Consider the following 17,921-nt stretch of genomic DNA (forward strand, 5'->3'; position numbering starts at 1 on the left):
CCCATATCTTATATTTCTTAATTATATGTAAAATAAATTACAAAGTCGAGCAAGAGCCCTCTTGCAAAAAAAGAAGGAGCGCCTTTGCCGCTTTCGGCTAGACGCTCCTAAGGGTTATTCGACGGTTCCTTCGCTGTTCAAACCTTCCTCGCCGCCTTGAACGCCGGTGCCATCGGCGCCTTCGTTCAAAGCGGTGCCCTGATCCCCATTCGCATTACCAAGGTTGAGCTGAATTTTGGTGGTGGATTTGCCGTCCTCCACGACTTGCCCACCGACCGTGATGACAGTGTTCGATGAAGCGCCAGACTTGATATACAGGCCTTCCGGACCGAGGTCATACGTCAAAACGTCGCCTTCGGACGTATTACTATAGTACAGCTTCTCTCCGCGGCGATCGCCCTTGCGGACTTCCACCCAGCTTTTTCCGGACGCTGTAATAACCACCTTCACCGGCTCGCTTCCTGAAGCCTGAACCAAAAATTTGGTCGTGCTCCCGTCTTTACCGTCAGGCGTCACCACAATTCCTTGCTGGCCGGTGTTTCCGGTTTCCCCATCCGTCCCGGTACCTTCGTTCCCTGCCTCCGTACCGTTGTCCTCGGGTACGCCATTACCGCCGGCATTCGGTGTCGCGGCGCCTCCACCCGGAGTGTCCCCGCCGGCTGTGCTGTCATTTCCGTTCTGGCCAGCGGCATTATTGGTTTTTCCCTCCTGGCGAACATCGGTTACTGGAGTCGGATCCGGCTCTTCCCCTTTCGCTTGGTCGCTTTTTCCCCACACGGCAAAATACATGTAAATAACGGCCAGGATCATAACGGCGAACGACCACATCAATGTCGTTGATAACCATTTGGAATTCCGCTCCGCCACACGGGAACTTCTCCGCTTCTGCAGCACCGGTTCCATTGTCGGCTCCGGGTCGACGTCCGGAACCTGCTGCTTGTGTTCCGTCAGCAGTTCATCCGCATCGACCCCGACCGTCTCGGCATAGGTTTTGATAAACGCACGAACATAGAAACTCCCCGGAAGCACCTTATAATCCCCTGATTCGATGGCTTCCAAGTACCTTTTTCGAATTTTTGTCATTTCCTGAACGTCGTCCAGAGACAGTCCTCTGGCTAGGCGGGCTTCCTTTAATTGCTGGCCCAAATCCGACACAACCATCACCTCCTGTAGTAATTCATCTTAAAGTTTGCTATATGGAGCAGCCTCACGGCCGCTTATAAATCGTCGGTATAAATTGTCGTAAACGTATCATAAACGATTTGCTCATCAGGATTGTTTCGCAATTCGATAATTATGTCAAAATTGTCATAAGTATATTCCGTTTCCTTCACGAATACATCCGGGTGTTCAATGACGATCGTGGACGGGCTTTCCATCAGATCCTGCAAAAGCTGATAGTGCTTTTCATTTGAACGCAAAGTGCTGATGATGCCATCGATAATAAACACATTGTGCGGATTCATCTCCTCCTCGGAGAGTTGACTCCGCACGGTCTGTCTCAACAGGGTAGAAGACACGAAAGTCCAGCGTTTCATCGCACAGACGCTTCCGGCGATAATGGATTCCGTCTTGCCGACTCGAGGCATCCCGCGAAGGCCGATGACCTGGTGTCCTTCCCTTTTAAATAATTCACCCAAAAAATCGACAAGCAATCCAAGCTCATCCCGCGTGAAGCGGAACGTTTTGCGATCGTCGGAGTCCCTGACGATATACCGGCCGTGCCGGACCGCCAACAAATCGACCAAACGCGGGCTGCGTAGGGCGGTCACCGTAATGCTGTCCGCTTTGCGCAGCATCTGGTCGATCAGGGTGATTTTGTCGTCGTCATCGCACTCCAGAAGAAGACCGCGAGTCTCCCCCTCGACTCCGTTGATAGTCAAGATGTTAACCTCCAGCATCCCCAGCATGGAGGCAATATCCCCGAGCAGCCCAGGGCGGTTATTATGTATTCTATATTCTAAATACCATTGTTTCGGCTCCATACTCCCACCTCGTTACTCTCTTTACCGTCATTCGACAAAATAGGTCTATTTTCCTGCTTTTTCTGTGAACTTGTTTTCCTTTTCCGTCGATCCCGCGAAGAAAAAAATAATCAATACGTGTTTTATGATATATAAAATAGAAATGAAAGGCAAGCCGAGGGGGGAAATGGGAGAAAAGCTCCCGTCAAGGGAGCTTTTCAAAGCCAGACTATGCGTTTTTCTTCGCCAATTTGACCATCAGACGAGCGATGGTTTTGCGCTCCTCCTCATCCCCCACGTCCCAAATTTCCTTTAGGGCGCGGTTGGATTCGTTTTGAGGATCGACCTTGTCGTCAAGAAATCCGCCGATTTCATAGGCGAGGTTAGAGATCGCTTCCTCGCTCATTCCCGCGTTTTCCGCGTGCTTCACGCGATCGCCGAGGAACTTTTTCCAAGTATCGAAATTTTTGAGTACTGTTGACATTTTTTAAATCCTCCTTCGGTTGGCGATTTAAAATCAACAGTCGTAATATGTCACTTTTCATCGAGCTTTATTCATGTACACACAAGGGGACAACATCAGGTGACCCAGCCGCCGTTCGGGCTGATGATCTGTCCCGTAATATAGCCGGATTCAGGCAGCGCAAGAAAATAGACCAACGAGGCGATCTCTTCGGGAGTAGCGAGTCTTCCCGCAGGAATTTCTTCCTCGAGCTGTCTCATTTCCTCCGCGTCGAAACGGGCCATCATTTCCGTTTTTACCGCCCCGGGGGCAACGGCGTTCACCGTTACTCCGGACGGGGCCAGTTCTTTGGCCAACGCTTTGGTAAATGCGTTGACGCCGCCTTTGGCCGCGGAGTAAACCACCTCGCAAGAGCCGCCGGATATGCCCCAAATCGACGAAACGTTGATAATTCGGCCGAACCGCTGCGCGACCATGTAGGGCATGAACGCCTGGCTGCACAGGAACACGCTTTTCAAGTTGACGTTCATGACGTCATCCCACGCTGTTTCTTCCACATCGGCCAGCATGCCGTAGTGGGAAATTCCCGCGTTATTGACCAGGATATCGGGCCGGAAACCATGGCTCTCCAGCTTTTCCTTCATCCGCAGAATCTGTTCCTTGCTTCTCAAATCAGCGGATACCGTGTAGACTCTGGACCCCAGCTCCAAACATTTGCGGGCGACTTCATTGGCGGCTTCGTGCGAGTTCATGTAGTGAATCACGACATTCATTCCGACGGAGGCGAAACGCTGCGCGATTTCCGCGCCGATTCCCCGGCTTGCCCCGGTAATAAGCACCGTCATTTCTCCGATGTTCTTCTCAATCCCATGTTGCCAAGCCATGCTAAGGGCTCACCACCAGCGATACGGCAAGCTGGTTCCAATCGATGTGCTCGCGCAGCCGCGCATTCACCTCATCGAGCGATAGCGATTCATAAACCGGCAGCACGTCGAAAAGGTCCCCGCCCCGGAACCGGTAACGCGTGAACTCATGGGCGATGTTCTCCGGCGAATTCAGCATTCTTAAATAGCCGCCGATTTTTTTCTTGCGGGCCCGTTCGAAATCTTCTTCCCGGTAACCGGAGGCAGTCACGCTCTTGATCTCCTCGGTTATCATTTGCAGCAGTTTTTCCGGATCCTTCGTATCCCCGCCGATCGCGGAAAACGCGTAATTGGGATTGCTGTTGTATTCGTGCGAAAAACTGTCGGAGATCAGATCCATATCATACAGCTTCTGGTACAATTTCGTACTTGGCCCCAGCAGCAAATCGAGCGCCACTTTGGTGGCCAGATCCCGACGGAGCAGTTCCGCCCCGCTAAAGCCGAGTTTGGTTTCCTTAAACCCGAACAGGCATTTCGGCAGTGAAACCGGCAGTTTGGATTCCCTGCGAACCTCATTTACGCCGCTCGGTTCCGGATCAAATTTTCTTTCGATCGCGCCTTGCGGCGAATATTCCTTTTTGGCCTGGTTATCCCGAACAAGACGGAACACCTCCTCCGGATCCACGCCCCCGACCACGAACAGCAGCATATTGCTGGGATGATAAAACGCATTGTAACAAGTATAAAGCGTCTCTTTCGTAATCGTCCCGATGGACTCGACCGTCCCCGCAATGTCGATATGCACCGGGTGATCCTTGTACATGGCTTCGATCAAGCCAAAATACACTCTCCAATCCGGATTATCGCGGTACATGCCGATCTCCTGGCCGATAATTCCTTTCTCCTTCTCCACGTTCTGATCCGTAAAGTAGGGATGCTGCACAAAATTGATCAACGTTTCCAGGTTGGCGGATATGTTCTCGGTGGCCGAGAACAGATAGACCGTCTGGTCAAAGCTCGTGAACGCATTCGCCGAAGCCCCCTGGGAAGCGAATTTGGCAAAGATGTCACCTTCGGGCTCCTCAAACATTTTATGCTCCAGAAAATGGGCGATGCCGTCCGGTACCGATACTTCTTCCTGGCCCGCCACCTGAAATCGGTTGTCGATGGAGCCGTATTTCGTGGAGAAAGTGGCGTAGGTTCTCTGAAATCCCGGTTTCGGCAAAACATAGACCTGCAGCCCATTATTCATCGTTTCCCGGTATAGTGTTTCTTGTAATGCATCATAGCGGATTTCTTCCACCGGTCATTCCTCCTTTGGCCCTGTCAGAAAGTAAATCGTATCCAGTTGGAACGTCTCAGCCGCTTTGACGACATCCGCCGCAGTGACCTTCTCCACCTGGGCGAGCAAATCCTCGACCGGACGCTCTTTGCCGGAGAGAACCCGGTTGAAATCATAGGCGATCATCTCAAACGCCGAATCTTGCATCTCCTGCAGACTGTTACGTATCATCGCCTTGGTCTGCGTCATTTCCAGATCGCTGATCTCCCCGGCGCGCATACTGTCCAACTGCGCCTGAATAATTCGGAGCGCCTTCTCATAGTTGGCGATCTCGATGCCCGATTGGATCGTCATCAAGCCTTTATGTCCGTCGTATCGGGAAGCGGCATAATAAGCGAGGCTTTCTTTTTCGCGCACATTCATAAACAGCTTGGAATGCGGATAACTTCCCAATATTCCGCTGTACAAAAGCGCGGCCGCATACTGATCATCCCTGTAAGTAATCGACGTCCGCAGCCCGAGGTTGAGCTTGCCCTGATTGACATCCAAGCGCTCTTGCACCGTACGGAGTTCTTTAGGCGGCGTATTCTTCTGCTCCGGAGCGTAGTTCGGCGAATCCGACCGGTCCAGGTCGAACATGTTCTCCACCAGTTCCTGCACCTCGGCGAGCGTAGTGTCACCGACCACATAGAGATCCAGACTGGCCTGGCGCAGCCAATTCCGATAGGCTTCGTACAGCGTTTCAGGCGTAATAGTATCCAGATCGCTGCGTTGCCCAAGCGGATGAAGCCGGTAAGGATCGCCCTCAAACATGACCTCTATACAGCGCTCAGCAGCGTAGCGGATTTTATCGTTAATGATGCTTTCCAGCTTCTTGCGGACATTTTCCCGTTCCGTATTCACATAAGCGGCACGGAAACCGCTATTCTCCAATACGGGCTTAGTTACGACCTCTCCCAAAAAGGCAAAGGTTTTGGCCAGCAGCGACTCCTGACTTTGCACAAAAGAATCATTGATCGTATCCATCCGGATTTGGACGATTTGATAATTGCCGCGTTTATAAATATCAAAACCGAATCCGGCGCCGTACATCAGCTCAAGCTGTTCCCGGAACTGAATCGTTTCCGGATAAGAAACCGTCCCCCTTCTCAATACGAATGGGGTCAACGCCGTCGCGGTAACCGTCTCGCTATCCAGCGGAATACCCGCATAGAGGGAAACGGCGAACGTCTTGAAACGGGTGGTTGGCAAAACGTGAACCCGAATATGGCCCGCGCTGCCGCGTTGAAATATCGTCTTGTTCAAGACCAAAACTCCTTTACGAGAGACTGAGTTTGCACGAATCAAATGAAATTCAGTTCCATTCTATACCAATCCAAAGGAAAGAAGCAACCTGGCGCAACGAGGCTGCTTCCTTGGATTCTTGAATTACATGCAGAAGATATGCTTACCGATCGTTTTCACTTGCGCGCGGGTCCAGATCCACTTCGAAGTCGCGGTCTCGGGGTTGAAGTAGTACAGACAGCCCCCGGAAGGATCCCAGCCGTTCAAGGCCTGCTGTACTGCCTTTCGGGCCGTTTCGTTGGGCTCCAGCCAAATTTGTCCGTCCGCTACCGCTGTAAATGCGCCGGGTTGAAAAATAACGCCGGAAGCCGTATTGGGAAAACTCGGCGATTTGACCCGGTTCAAAATAACGGCAGCGACCGCAACCTGTCCTTCAAATGGTTCCCCGCGGGATTCCCCGTAAACGGCGTTGGCCATAATTTTCAAATCGTTTTCGGATAATCCCATGGCGCTGGCCGGCGCCAAATCATTATTGTCGCCTCCCGCTTGTCCCTGATTATTGCCGGCCTTCGCCTTCTCATTCCCGGCAGTTTGGCCCTGACCTTCGCCTTGGCCTTGGCCTTGACCTTGGCCTTGGCCTGTCGCATACTCCATGCCCGGTTTCCAATCTTTTGTAGCGTTGTACAGTTTGAGCTTTGTCTTCGGACCGGCCAGTCCGTCAACCTTCATGCCGAACTCCGACTGAAACCATTTTAGCGATTCTCTCGTTTTTGGACCAAAGTAGCTGTCAAGTTTCCCGTAATAAAAACCGAGAAACTTTAGCCGCCCTTGAAGCTCGTAAACGTCCTTGCCAAACGCACCATAATCGATTACCTGTTCGCTGAAAACGGGTAAGGCATGCTTTGGCTTATCTTCATGGGTGCTTACATCATCGTTCGTTCGCCCGAACTGGCTGACCCCATAAACGATTCCGAACAAAAGCAGCACTAAACCGGCGGCAAACCATATTTTCATGTTCTTCATATGTTTAGCTCTACCTTTCTTTTGTGGAATTAACATAGTTGGCTGACCTTATTATGACAAGAGCAGGCTCTTCCTATTCACCACAAACATAAAGGCTTCAGCGTGAAAATCGCCTCAAGACTTTAAGAAGATGCGATATCCGAAAAAAAGCCTCCGCCAGCAGGACGGAAGCTTTAGTTACATGAAATGGATATAATGTTGATGCTATCTTAGCGTAACACTAAGAAGGAATTTTGCCTTGCTTAAATTGGTCGATCGTCATCAGCACCTCACGCGGCTTGCTGCCTTCGTAAGGGCCGACAACCCCCCGCGCCTCCATGGAATCGATCAGGCGGGCAGCACGGGTATAACCGACGCGCATGCGCCGTTGTAGAAGCGACACTGAAGCCTGTTTGGCTTCGAGAACAATCTGCACGGCCTGATCATACAATTCGTCCAGGACTTCTTCGTGGTCCGCCATCTCCTCTTCGACCTCGGGCACCAGACTTTCGTCATATTCCGCTTGTCCCTGCTCGCGAACATAATTGACGATCGCTTCAACCTCCTGATCGCTCATGAACGCGCCTTGAACGCGAACCGGCTTGGAGGCGCCCATCGGCATGAACAGCATGTCGCCGCGCCCGAGCAGCTTTTCGGCACCGGCCATATCGAGGATGGTGCGGGAGTCCACTTGGGAAGATACCCCAAAAGCGATCCGCGACGGAATGTTCGCCTTAATGACCCCCGTGATGACATCCACGGACGGACGTTGCGTCGCGATGATCAGGTGAATCCCCGCCGCCCGCGCCATTTGGGCGAGCCGGGCAATCGCATCCTCCACATCATTGGCGGCAACCATCATCAAATCGGCGAGCTCGTCCACGATGACGACAATGTAAGGCAAGACGGCGTCCGGATTGTCCTTCATCATCAAGTTATAACCCTCGATATTGCGCGAGCCCGATTTGGAGAAGAGCTCGTAGCGTTTTTCCATCTCGACCACAATCTTCTTCAGCGCGAGCGAAGCGCGTCTGGGATCAGTGACCACAGGGGTCAGCAGATGAGGGATGCCATTATAGACATTCAATTCGACCATTTTCGGGTCGACCATCATAAACTTCACTTCATCCGGTTTGGCCTTGTATAAGATACTGGTGATAATCCCGTTAATACAGACGGATTTCCCGGACCCGGTAGCTCCGGCGACGAGGAGGTGGGGCATTTTTGCCAGGTTGCCGACGATCGTCTGTCCGGAAATATCGCGTCCGAAGGCGATGGACAACTTTGATTCGGCCTCCACGAACGTCGGCGTCTCCATGACCTCTCGCATCGTCACCAGCGAAACCTCATTATTCGGCACCTCGATCCCGATGGCCGATTTCCCCGGGATCGGGGCCTCCATCCGAATGTCCTTGGCAGCCAGCGCCAGCGCGATGTCATCGGTCAAATTCACAATCCGGCTCACCTTGACGCCGATGTCAGGCTGTATTTCGTACCGTGTCACCGCCGGTCCGCGTACGACTTCCAGCACGCGGGCCCGTACGCCAAAGCTCTCCAGCGTGGCTTCCAACTTCCTTGCCGTTTGCATATAATCCGCCTGATCGCCGGATTTGCCCCCGCCGGCTGGCTTGGACAGGAGCCGGAACGGCGGCATCTTGTACGGCTTCGGGGCCGGTTTGGGCGGAGCCGGCGGCATTTCGGCCGCCTCAGCGGTCGGCGCTGCCTTAGACGAGCCATTGTCCTCTAATGGCGCATCCAGGCCGTCTTCCAACGGACCTCCGCCTTGCTCCGTCGTGACCGGGTCGCTATCACCGGCAGCAGGCTCGCCTTCAAACGACTGCGGCTCGTCCCAATCGGCCTCCTCCTCTGCGGATTGCTCTTCACCCTCCCGCTGGATGTGATCGAAAAAGTTACGGATGATCGGGCCGGTGTCGGCGAAAGAGCCGGCCTCCTCCCCATGTCCGGAATAACCCCCTTGATGGCTGCCCGCTCTGCCGCTTCCCGCGTATTCGACTTCGTTCCAATTCACCTCGGCGTTACCGTCGTGAATCGATGCGGCAGGCGGAGCCTCGGCCTCTTCGACAACCGTCTCGTCCGGTATCTTTGAGGCTTGCCCCTTATACCCAAACAGTTGAAAAAATACCGGCTTCTTTCGAAGTGGGGCCGGCGGAGCGGTAGGTACATCCGCTGCCAATTCCTCCTCCTCTTCCTCCTCGCGAATCACCGATTTTGTGGCCCGTTTTCCCTGGCTCGGTACGGGCACCGGACGGAGCATGCGGATCTTCTTGCCCAGCAGTTCGCCCAAGCCCCCCATTTTGCCCCGCAGCATCCGGCCCAGATCCACATAGGATAACCCGGTCACCAGCATAAAGCTGATCGCCAGCATCACGATCATAATCAACTTGGCTCCGGCCAGACCAAATAAGGAGTAAAGCAGTGCGAATTCCAGCCCGCCTATGTATCCTCCGCTGATGTTTAACTGGAGAAGGCTGAAACCCGAATCTCCCGCAGACGGATGAAACAAGGAACCCTGCAGATCCCGATGGATCTGGCCCAGGATATTGCCGAATGTCATCGGAACGACCGGTGCCAGCTTCTGGCTCATCGCCGCGATCGTGCTCATGAGAACGAAGGCCAGTGTGGCAAGCAGCAGTCCGGTTTTTCGCGTGGACCACCGATTCGGCCATTTTCGTCCGATCATAACCGCCAGTCCGACGTAAATACCAATTAAAGGAATGACAAAATAAAACTTGCCGAGGAGCAGCGCGGACATTTTGGACAAAGTTCGTCCAACCGCCGCCTCCCCGGACAAGGCGATGACGGATAAGGTGATCAGGATGATCCCATAAATTTCATATTTGAGCATACTGCCTATTGCTGCCTTTTTCTTCTTACGTTTGCGTGCCAAACAGGAACACCCCCCAGTTGAATATTATACCATATTCACTGAAGGGTACCATACAGATGTTCTCTTTTTTACTTCAACAACAGCGGTAAGAATACAACTTGCCGACCCGGTGCATAAGCGGGATTCAGATAATCATCCAATCCGCAGCGAAGGAGTCTTACGATCGTGGCCCGGTTGCCGGATTCCATCCGTACCTGCATCAACACGCCGCCGATCTCGATTTCAGAGTACATGTCGGCTACCTCGGGCTGCTCCCAATAGGCCTCCTCCGGAAGAATCGTGTAGTGGGTCACTGTGTCATCCCTCCTGCCGGTATCTTTGCTCTCCGCGATTCGATCAGGGTATTCAGCTTGCCCAGCCCTTCTCCGATCCCGCCGATACCATCGATCAGTCCGTACCTCACGGCATCATTGCCCCCTACCGCCGTACCGATATCCCGATTCAGTTCTCCGGTCTTGAACATCAATTCCTTAAAGGTTTCTTCCGGAATCCGCGAATGGGTGGTGACAAACCGAACGACGCGCTCCTGCATTTTCTCGATATATTCAAAAGTCTGCGGAACCCCGATCACCAGCCCGGTCATCCGGATCGGATGGATCGTCATCGTGGCGCTTTCCGCGATAAACGAAAAATCCGACGCAACGGCGATCGGCACCCCGATACTGTGGCCGCCGCCGATGACGACCGTAACCGTCGGCTTCGACAGGGACGCGATCATTTCCGCAATCGCCAGACCCGCCTCCACATCACCGCCGACGGTATTTAAAATAATGAGCAGCCCTTCGATCCGCGGATTTTGCTCCGCCGCCACCAATTGGGGGATCAAGTGTTCATATTTCGTCGTTTTATTTTGCGGAGGAAGGACGAGATGACCTTCGATTTGACCGATGATCGTCAAGCAATATACATTGGACTCTCCCTGGGTAGGAACGGCCGTTTGCCCCAATTGCTGGATCATGTCGGTTACGGCCGGCGGCTTTCTCTCCCCGTCAGGTTGAACCGGCGGAATATCGTTCTCCTGATCCTCCGAGGATCCTTTGCCGATCTGATTATTCATGTTCTCATCACGCTTCCTTTCATCCGCCTGGGCGGTATCGACTCTTACTGTTTTTTGTGGAGTGCTGCCTTTTTTGTTACTGCGTTTGTGCTGCTCCCCTGCCTGTCATCTGCTAGTATGCCGACTTTCCGTCAACCTCTATTCTTGAGAGCCCCCAATATCATTGGCGAAACGCAAAAAAAGCCCCCTCTCCCGCAAGGAACCGTCCAATATTACCGGCAGGAGAAGGGGCGACTGTGTGCCCAGTTATTAACTTTTTTTGTTGTACTTTATGCTTCCGAACCGATTAGACTTCCATAATAATCGGAAGAATCATCGGTCTGCGGCGCGTTTGTTCGTAAAGGAATCGACCCAGCGCATCCTTCACACTGGTTTTTAGCGATGCCCATTCATTCACGTTGTCGTTCATCAATTTCTCCAGAGTACTGGAAACGATTCGGTTGGCCTCATCCAGAAGCCCCTCGGATTCCCGAACATATACGAAACCGCGCGAAATGATGTCCGGTCCGGATACGATCGTACCGTCCTGCTTGCTCAAGGTGACGACCACGACCAGAATACCGTCCTGGGACAGCAGCTTGCGGTCGCGGAGTACAATGTTGCCGACGTCCCCGACGCCGAGTCCGTCGATCAGGACGTTACCGGCCGGAACTTTCCCTGCCTTGCGGGCGACGCCGCCTTGAATTTCCACGATATCCCCGATATCCACGAGGAAAATATTGTCCGGCTCCACGCCGACCGATTGGCCCAGTAACGCGTGTTTGCGCAGCATCCGATATTCCCCGTGAATCGGAATGAAATACTTCGGACGCATCAGGTTCAACATAAGCTTCAGTTCTTCCTGACTACCGTGACCGGAGACGTGGACGCCCGAGTTGGAGCCGCTGTAAATCACTTCCGCGCCGAGACGGAACAACTCATCGATCGTACGGCCCACGTATTTCTCGTTACCGGGTACCGGCGTCGCCGCGATAATTACGGTATCCCCCGGCAGAATATCCACCTTCCGGTGGGTGGAACGAGCCATTCTCGTCAAGGCGGACATCGGTTCGCCCTGACTGCCTGTACACAGAATAACTACGCGGTCAGCCGACATTTTGTTTACTTCTTCGGGCTCGATGATAATTCCGTCCGGCACATTCAAATAACCCAGCTCCGAAGCGATCGTCACGACATTGACCATGCTCCGGCCGATGATCGTCACTTTGCGTCCCGTCGAGAACGCCGCATCGATCACCTGCTGAATCCGGTGCACGTTCGAGGCGAACGTAGCCACCACGACCCGCTGCTCCGCCTTGCGGAAAATATCATCAAGAACAAGGCCGACATTTTTTTCCGATGGGGTGAAGCCGGGCTTCTCTGCGTTGGTACTGTCCGAAAGAAGAGCAAGTACGCCTTTCTTCCCGATTTCGCCCATCCGGTGCAAATCCGCAAATTGATCATTGACTGGTGTATGATCGAATTTAAAGTCACCGGTATGAACGACATTGCCTTCCGGCGTTTCAATACACACGCCCACGGAATCCGGAATGCTGTGGTTCGTGCGGAAGAAAGTTGCCTTCATCGTTGAACCCAACTGAATCTCGGAATCCGCATGGATCAACACCCGTTTGGTATCACCGAGCAACCCCGCTTCCTTCAGCTTGTTCTCCACCAGGCCCAAAGTCAATTTGGTTCCGTAAACCGGAACGTTCAAATTCTTGAGCACATAAGGCAAGCCGCCGATATGGTCCTCATGACCATGCGTTAATACGATGCCCCTTACTTTGTCGCGGTTTTCCGTCAAGTAGGTAATATCGGGAATCACAATGTCGATGCCCAGCATGTCCTCTTCCGGAAATTTCAGTCCGGCATCGATGACCACGATGTCGTTGGCATACTGAACAACGTACATGTTCTTCCCGATTTCTGCGACGCCGCCCAGGGCAAAGATCATCAGTTTATCATTATTCATTTTTTTGGACAAGTGAATCTAACCCTCCTAAATGTTTTGGACGTCGTAATTTTTTTGTAAATTTGTAAAGGAAAACGCACCGATCAGTGCTTCTCACCCATTTATATCTTCCAAATAAAATTCACCGCACCCAGTCACTTGAAATCATTATACATGATTAAAATGGCAAAAAACAAGTGAGCCGCCTACCGCCTCCTACTGTTACGTTGCTCTATAGCGAAAAAACGATGCCTCCCGCGGGGGCATCGTTTTTTGGAAATCCAGCAATTTATTGTTATTTCAGCAGTTTTCTAATTCCTTCGGCTTCCGCTTCACTCGGCGGTACCAATGGCAAGCGCACGGATCCGACCTTGTGGCCCAACTCATTCAAAGCGAATTTCACCGCCACCGGATTCGGACATTCAAATAAACCTTTGAACACCGGCAAAAGTTTTTGGTGCAGCTTGGCTGCAGTCTCCACCCGGCCGGCCAGGAACGAATGCACCATTTCCTTCATCTCCGGACCAACGATATGACTCGCTACGCTGACGATCCCGTAGGCGCCGACCGACAGAGCCGGAAGCGCGGCCGAATCGTCTCCGGAATACACTTTGAAACCGGCCGGAGCCTCGGCAGCGATCCCTGCCACCTGCTCCAGCGAGGCGCATTCCTTAGTGGCTACCACGTTCGGGATTTGGGCCAACCGCAGCGTAGTTTCTTTGCTGAGGCTGATGACCGTCCTGCTTGGTACATTGTACAGCATGACCGGGAGCTTGGTCGCATTCGCGATACTTTCAAAGTGCCGATATAAACCTTCTTGGCTCGGCTTGTTATAGTAAGGGGCTACGAGCAAAAGAGCGTCAACCCCGAGCTTTTCGGCTTGCTTAGACAAATGGATCGAATGAGCCGTATGGTTGCTCCCCGTTCCGGCAATAATTTTGCATCGTCCCGCCGCATGCTTGACGGCAAATTCGAACATCTCCAGTTTTTCCTCGTCCGTTAACGTTGGAGACTCGCCTGTCGTTCCACAAATCACCAGGCTGTCAGACTTCTGTTCTTCGATCAAATAATCCATTAAGCGTCCGGTTTGCTCCCAATCGATTCGTTCCTCGCTGTCGAAGGGAGTCACCATCGCCGTAATCAGTCTTCCGAAATCCACGCTGTCTCCTCCTTTGGCTCATCTGCATTCATTAGCGTCATTCCGTCTACTTGCCCAGCTCAAATTTGGCATGCAAAGCGCGGAGAGCTTGCACCATATCCTCTTTGTTGACCAGAACCCAAATCGTCGTGTTGGAGTCAGCGGACTGGAGAATTTGAATATTTTGCTCCGTCAGCGCCTCGACAATCCTCGCCATGATGCCTGGCACTCCGTTGATCCCTCCGCCGATGACGGACACTTTGGCGCACCCGCTTAGAATCCGAGGCTCAAAGCCTAATCCCTCCAGAACCGTGCGCGCCTTTGCCGCATCGCTGTCAAATACGGTATAAACCGCGCCCGAAGGGGTCACATTAATAAAATCGACACTGATTGCATTCTCCGCCATCGCTTTAAAAACCTGTAATTGCAGGTTATCCGCAACCTTGCCGGAAGATTCAACCTTGATTTGCGTCACATTGGCTACGTAAGCGATCCCGGTCACATAGCGATCGACAATGCCGATTTGCACATCCTTAAAGCCTTCGGGATTGGCCACCAGCGTACCTTCACTCTGGGAAAAAGTAGAGCGCACACGCACCGGGATACCGGATTGCATCGCAATCTCCACAGCTCGTGGGTGAATCACCTTGGCCCCTTGATGAGCCATATTGCAAATTTCGGCATAGCTGACGTAATCCAACGGCTTGGCGTCTTCGACAATTCTCGGATCGGCTGTCAGGATACCGTCCACATCGGTATAAATATCGACCATCTCTGCATGGAGCGCCGCACCCAGCGCTGTCGCAGAGGTATCGCTGCCCCCGCGTCCCAGCGTGGTGAAATCGCCATTCTGATTCTGCCCTTGAAAGCCGGTAACGATAACGACATCGTTAGACTCCAGTTCCTCAAGCACCCGCGTTGGCACAATGTCGAGAATTCTGGCGTTACCGTATTGGCTGTCCGTCCGAAAACCTGATTGGGCACCCGTCAGAACGACGGAACTGACCGACACTTTTTGAAGGAGACTGCAAAGCATGGATGCGGAGATGATCTCTCCGCATGAGAGCAGCAGATCTTGCTCCCGGGGCGGAAGTGAACCGCCGCCGGAAGCGATCAAATCGAGCAGCGTGTCCGTTGCATACGGGTCTCCCCTGCGGCCCATCGCGGAGACCACAACGACAAGCCGGTAACCGTTATCCAGTTCCCGGCGGATATGTGAGATGACCTTCTCTCTCGCTTCCGTTGTCGAGAGAGATGTGCCACCGAATTTTTGCACTAAAATGCGCATGGATATTCCTCCAATTTAAGTAAAACAACCCGAAAGCCTTTAATTATGATTTATTCCTTGCCCGCTGCAACAATTTCGGCGATCTGCACCGCATTCCAGGCAGCTCCTTTGAGCAGGTTATCCGAAACGATCCACATATTCAATCCGCGAGGATTGTCCAGGTCCCGCCGCAGTCGTCCGACAAAAACATCGTTCTTACCTGCCGCATCCGTCGCGAGCGGGTAGCTCTGAGCAGTCGGGTCATCGACCAAAGTAACGCCCGGTGCAGCGGACAGCAGGCTGCGAACCTCTTCCAAATCATAATCGTTCTTTAATTCGACGTAAACCGATTCGGAATGGCCGTAAACGACCGGAATGCGAACACAGGTTGCGGTGACTTGGATGGAATCGTCGCCAAAGATTTTTTTGGTCTCACGAACCATTTTCATTTCTTCCAAGGTATAACCGTTGTCCTGGAACTTGTCGATCTGCGGTACCGCGTTAAAGGCGATTTGATGTTTCACCGGCAGCGATGAAACCGGCAGGATATCCGGTTTAACCTCGTTACCCTCGAGCACTTCCTTGCTTTGACGCAGCATTTCGTCGATCGCTTTGGCCCCCGCTCCGGATACCGCTTGGTATGTCGAAACGATAACGCGCGAAACGCCAAAACGGTCATGCAGCGGTTTAAGAGCTGTCACCATTTGGATGGTCGAGCAGTTCGGATTGGCGATAATTCCTTGATGTTTGCCGATCATGTGCTCGTTTACTTCCGGCACGACAAGCGGAGCCGTTTCATCCATGCGGAACGCATTGGTGTTGTCAATCACAACGGCACCGTGTCGGACGGCATGAGGAGCAAGTGCCTTGCTGACGTCCCCGCCCGCGCTGAAGAGGGCGATATCGATGCCTGCAAAGCTATCCGGGCCAGCTTCTTCAACGGTAATTTCCTGTCCCTTATAACAAAGAACGGTACCTGCGGAACGGGCCGAAGACAGCAGCTTCAGCTTCTCAACCGGAAAGTCCCTTTTCTCCAATAATCCGATGATTTGTTCCCCCACGGCTCCCGTTGCTCCGACAACGGCGACATTAAATTTCCTGTTACTCATCTGGCACGTCTCTCCTTCTCTAATATAACGATTTATAGTAAATAGTATGAATCTCTTGGTATGAAGATGGCTTAATCCCGGAAGCGCTCTATAATGACCGGTTGCAGTTGCTTTCCTTCAAGCGCGGCATAGCAGGTTTCCGGAACCAGCTCCATTCGGGCTACGAGCGAATTCGGTTTGTTGAGCGGATTGTCCTGTCCGAACGGTACAAAATAAATATTCTTGGCCACGATCAACTTGGCAATGTTCGCCATATTAAAACCCAAACCGTCATTGGTCGACACCGCCAATACAACCGGACATCCGTTACGAAGCGTCGCCTTGGCTGCCATCAGGACCGGGCTGTCGGTCACCGCATTGGCCAGCTTACTGGTCGTCGTTCCCGTGCAGGGAGCGATAGCCAACACATCCAGCAGTTTCTTCGGCCCCAAAGGTTCGGCATCGACAATTGATGAAATAATATCATTCCCCGTTATATCTTTCAACTGTTTCTGCCAGTCTTCCGCCTGGCCGAACCGCGTGTCGGTCATCTTCACGGAATGTGAAATGATCGGCACCACGTTGGCTCCACCGTCGACAAACCGCTGTACTTGAGGCATGACCTCTTCCAATGTGCAATGCGATCCCGTCACGGCATAACCTACAGTTTTCCCTTGCCAGTTCATCCTTCATCCCCCCGTAATTGAAACTCTTCCAGAACCGACTGACTAAGCGCATTCGCTATGATGATACCAGCCGTCTTGGGAGCGACGATTCCGGGTAAACCGGGAGCAAGCAGCGCTTTAATCCCGCGCTTCTCGGCAAAACGGAAATCCGTTCCGCCGGGGGCCGAGGCAAGGTCAATGATCACGGCATGCCGAGGCAATTTAGAGATCATTTGCGCTGTGACTATCATAGTCGGAATCGTATTAAAAATCAAGTCGATATCGCTGGTATAAGCGGTCAAATCCGTTGCTACAAAAGGCTTCCAGCCCATTTGAACCGCCCTTGCCTCATCGGCTTTTCGGCGCAAGCCCACCTTCACGTTCGCTCCCAAACCTTGAAGCGTCCTTGCCAATGTAAACCCTGTCCTTCCTATCCCGAGCACGACACAGTTCGAACCATGAATCGTCGTGTCCGTATTTTGAATTGCCATCATCACCGCGCCCTCGGCGGTAGGTATGGAATTGTAAATGGCCACATCGTCCCGTTCCAAAAGCTCGATAATCCGAAAACCGCACTCGGCCCCGATCTGTTTCAAATATGCTTTGGCCATTCCCGTATATACCGGTGTTCCCGGGCGCAGTGCGGAAAACAACTCTTTTTTCACCGCGAGCTCTTTACTTGAAAACGGCGCGCTGATCACGCCCTGATCGCTGCAGCCCACCACCGGCAGAACAACGACATCCGCTTCCTTGAGCAGTTCCGGAGTTAAATTTTCATTCGTTACGCCTGCGGGCGTTTGCTCAAGCTTATCAAAGCCGACGACCCGTACCGACGCATCCAACTCTATACACTTGTGAATCACTTCCACCTGGCGGGCGTCACCGCCCAAAAAGACGATAGTTAGACCGGTCAGCATCAAGATCGGCACTCCTTCCAGGCAATACAGTATAGACCATCCTATGCGGGAAAGAGCGGGGTGGTGAAAAGTAATTACCAAATAACAAAA

Annotated in this window: 16 protein-coding genes; all 16 read right to left on the reverse strand. The window is 52.6% G+C overall.

The features are described 5' to 3' along the window. Positions 1 to 114 precede the first annotated feature (114 nt). Positions 115 to 1,155 (reverse strand): RodZ family helix-turn-helix domain-containing protein, encoded by a 1,041-nt coding sequence (locus tag V4U84_RS00960; RefSeq protein ID WP_334072924.1) that lies wholly within the window; start codon positions 1,153 to 1,155, stop codon positions 115 to 117. A 62-nt stretch (positions 1,156 to 1,217) separates the two neighbouring features. Next, complete coding sequence (locus V4U84_RS00965) at positions 1,218 to 1,985, reverse strand: DUF3388 domain-containing protein (protein ID WP_334072925.1); 768 nt, start codon at positions 1,983 to 1,985, stop codon at positions 1,218 to 1,220. 208 nt (positions 1,986 to 2,193) lie between these two features. Then, on the reverse strand, positions 2,194 to 2,448 hold the full coding sequence (locus V4U84_RS00970) for a DUF3243 domain-containing protein (protein ID WP_334072926.1): 255 nt from the start codon (positions 2,446 to 2,448) through the stop codon (positions 2,194 to 2,196). Positions 2,449 to 2,543: 95 nt separating this feature from the next. Beyond that, positions 2,544 to 3,311 carry an elongation factor P 5-aminopentanone reductase gene (gene ymfI, locus V4U84_RS00975; RefSeq protein WP_334072927.1) on the reverse strand — a complete coding sequence of 256 codons (768 nt, stop codon included), beginning with the start codon at positions 3,309 to 3,311 and terminating at the stop codon, positions 2,544 to 2,546. 1 nt (position 3,312) lies between these two features. Next, positions 3,313 to 4,593 (reverse strand): EF-P 5-aminopentanol modification-associated protein YfmH, encoded by a 1,281-nt coding sequence (gene yfmH / locus V4U84_RS00980; RefSeq protein WP_334072928.1) that lies wholly within the window; start codon positions 4,591 to 4,593, stop codon positions 3,313 to 3,315. Positions 4,594 to 4,596: 3 nt separating this feature from the next. Next, a complete protein-coding gene (yfmF, locus tag V4U84_RS00985; RefSeq protein ID WP_334072929.1) occupies positions 4,597 to 5,877 on the reverse strand; it encodes an EF-P 5-aminopentanol modification-associated protein YfmF in 1,281 nt (426 codons plus the stop codon). Positions 5,878 to 6,000: 123 nt separating this feature from the next. Continuing rightward, entirely contained in the window at positions 6,001 to 6,879 is an 879-nt protein-coding gene (gene sleB, locus V4U84_RS00990) for a spore cortex-lytic enzyme (protein WP_334072930.1), read from the reverse strand. A 220-nt stretch (positions 6,880 to 7,099) separates the two neighbouring features. Continuing rightward, positions 7,100 to 9,766: an FtsK/SpoIIIE family DNA translocase gene (locus tag V4U84_RS00995; protein ID WP_334072931.1), complete on the reverse strand. Its 2,667-nt coding sequence runs from the start codon at positions 9,764 to 9,766 to the stop codon at positions 7,100 to 7,102. 68 nt (positions 9,767 to 9,834) lie between these two features. Beyond that, complete coding sequence (locus tag V4U84_RS01000; protein WP_334072932.1) at positions 9,835 to 10,059, reverse strand: YlzJ-like family protein; 225 nt, start codon at positions 10,057 to 10,059, stop codon at positions 9,835 to 9,837. After that, on the reverse strand, positions 10,056 to 10,823 hold the full coding sequence (locus V4U84_RS01005) for a ClpP family protease (protein ID WP_334072933.1): 768 nt from the start codon (positions 10,821 to 10,823) through the stop codon (positions 10,056 to 10,058). Before V4U84_RS01005 ends, V4U84_RS01000 begins: the two co-directional genes overlap by 4 nt. A 286-nt stretch (positions 10,824 to 11,109) precedes the next feature. Then, positions 11,110 to 12,789: a ribonuclease J gene (locus tag V4U84_RS01010; RefSeq protein ID WP_334072934.1), complete on the reverse strand. Its 1,680-nt coding sequence runs from the start codon at positions 12,787 to 12,789 to the stop codon at positions 11,110 to 11,112. Positions 12,790 to 13,051: 262 nt separating this feature from the next. Next, entirely contained in the window at positions 13,052 to 13,915 is an 864-nt protein-coding gene (gene dapA, locus V4U84_RS01015) for a 4-hydroxy-tetrahydrodipicolinate synthase (protein ID WP_334072935.1), read from the reverse strand. A 46-nt stretch (positions 13,916 to 13,961) separates the two neighbouring features. Continuing rightward, a complete protein-coding gene (gene dapG / locus V4U84_RS01020) occupies positions 13,962 to 15,182 on the reverse strand; it encodes an aspartate kinase (RefSeq protein WP_334072936.1) in 1,221 nt (406 codons plus the stop codon). A 50-nt stretch (positions 15,183 to 15,232) separates the two neighbouring features. Next, positions 15,233 to 16,270 (reverse strand): aspartate-semialdehyde dehydrogenase, encoded by a 1,038-nt coding sequence (locus V4U84_RS01025; protein ID WP_334072937.1) that lies wholly within the window; start codon positions 16,268 to 16,270, stop codon positions 15,233 to 15,235. A gap of 71 nt (positions 16,271 to 16,341) precedes the next feature. After that, positions 16,342 to 16,935, reverse strand: coding sequence for a dipicolinate synthase subunit B (locus tag V4U84_RS01030; protein ID WP_334072938.1), 594 nt, complete (start codon positions 16,933 to 16,935; stop codon positions 16,342 to 16,344). Next, complete coding sequence (dpsA, locus tag V4U84_RS01035) at positions 16,932 to 17,831, reverse strand: dipicolinate synthase subunit DpsA (RefSeq protein ID WP_334073370.1); 900 nt, start codon at positions 17,829 to 17,831, stop codon at positions 16,932 to 16,934. Before dpsA ends, V4U84_RS01030 begins: the two co-directional genes overlap by 4 nt. Between the last annotated feature and the right edge of the window lie 90 nt (positions 17,832 to 17,921).

Source organism: Paenibacillus sanfengchensis (assembly GCF_036864765.1).
In the GTDB taxonomy this organism is placed as follows: domain Bacteria; phylum Bacillota; class Bacilli; order Paenibacillales; family Paenibacillaceae; genus Fontibacillus; species Fontibacillus sanfengchensis.

Excerpts from the sequence above, each read along its gene's own strand:
- V4U84_RS00965 (WP_334072925.1), bottom strand. The coding sequence starts at position 1,985 with ATGGAGCCGAAACAATGGTATTTAGAATATAGAATACATAATAACCGC.
- V4U84_RS00970 (WP_334072926.1), bottom strand. The coding sequence starts at position 2,448 with ATGTCAACAGTACTCAAAAATTTCGATACTTGGAAAAAGTTCCTCGGC.
- ymfI (WP_334072927.1), bottom strand. The coding sequence starts at position 3,311 with ATGGCTTGGCAACATGGGATTGAGAAGAACATCGGAGAAATGACGGTG.
- sleB (WP_334072930.1), bottom strand. The coding sequence starts at position 6,879 with ATGAAGAACATGAAAATATGGTTTGCCGCCGGTTTAGTGCTGCTTTTG.
- V4U84_RS01005 (WP_334072933.1), bottom strand. The coding sequence starts at position 10,823 with ATGAATAATCAGATCGGCAAAGGATCCTCGGAGGATCAGGAGAACGAT.
- dapG (WP_334072936.1), bottom strand. The coding sequence starts at position 15,182 with ATGCGCATTTTAGTGCAAAAATTCGGTGGCACATCTCTCTCGACAACG.
- V4U84_RS01025 (WP_334072937.1), bottom strand. The coding sequence starts at position 16,270 with ATGAGTAACAGGAAATTTAATGTCGCCGTTGTCGGAGCAACGGGAGCC.
- V4U84_RS01030 (WP_334072938.1), bottom strand. The coding sequence starts at position 16,935 with ATGAACTGGCAAGGGAAAACTGTAGGTTATGCCGTGACGGGATCGCAT.
- dpsA (WP_334073370.1), bottom strand. The coding sequence starts at position 17,831 with ATGCTGACCGGTCTAACTATCGTCTTTTTGGGCGGTGACGCCCGCCAG.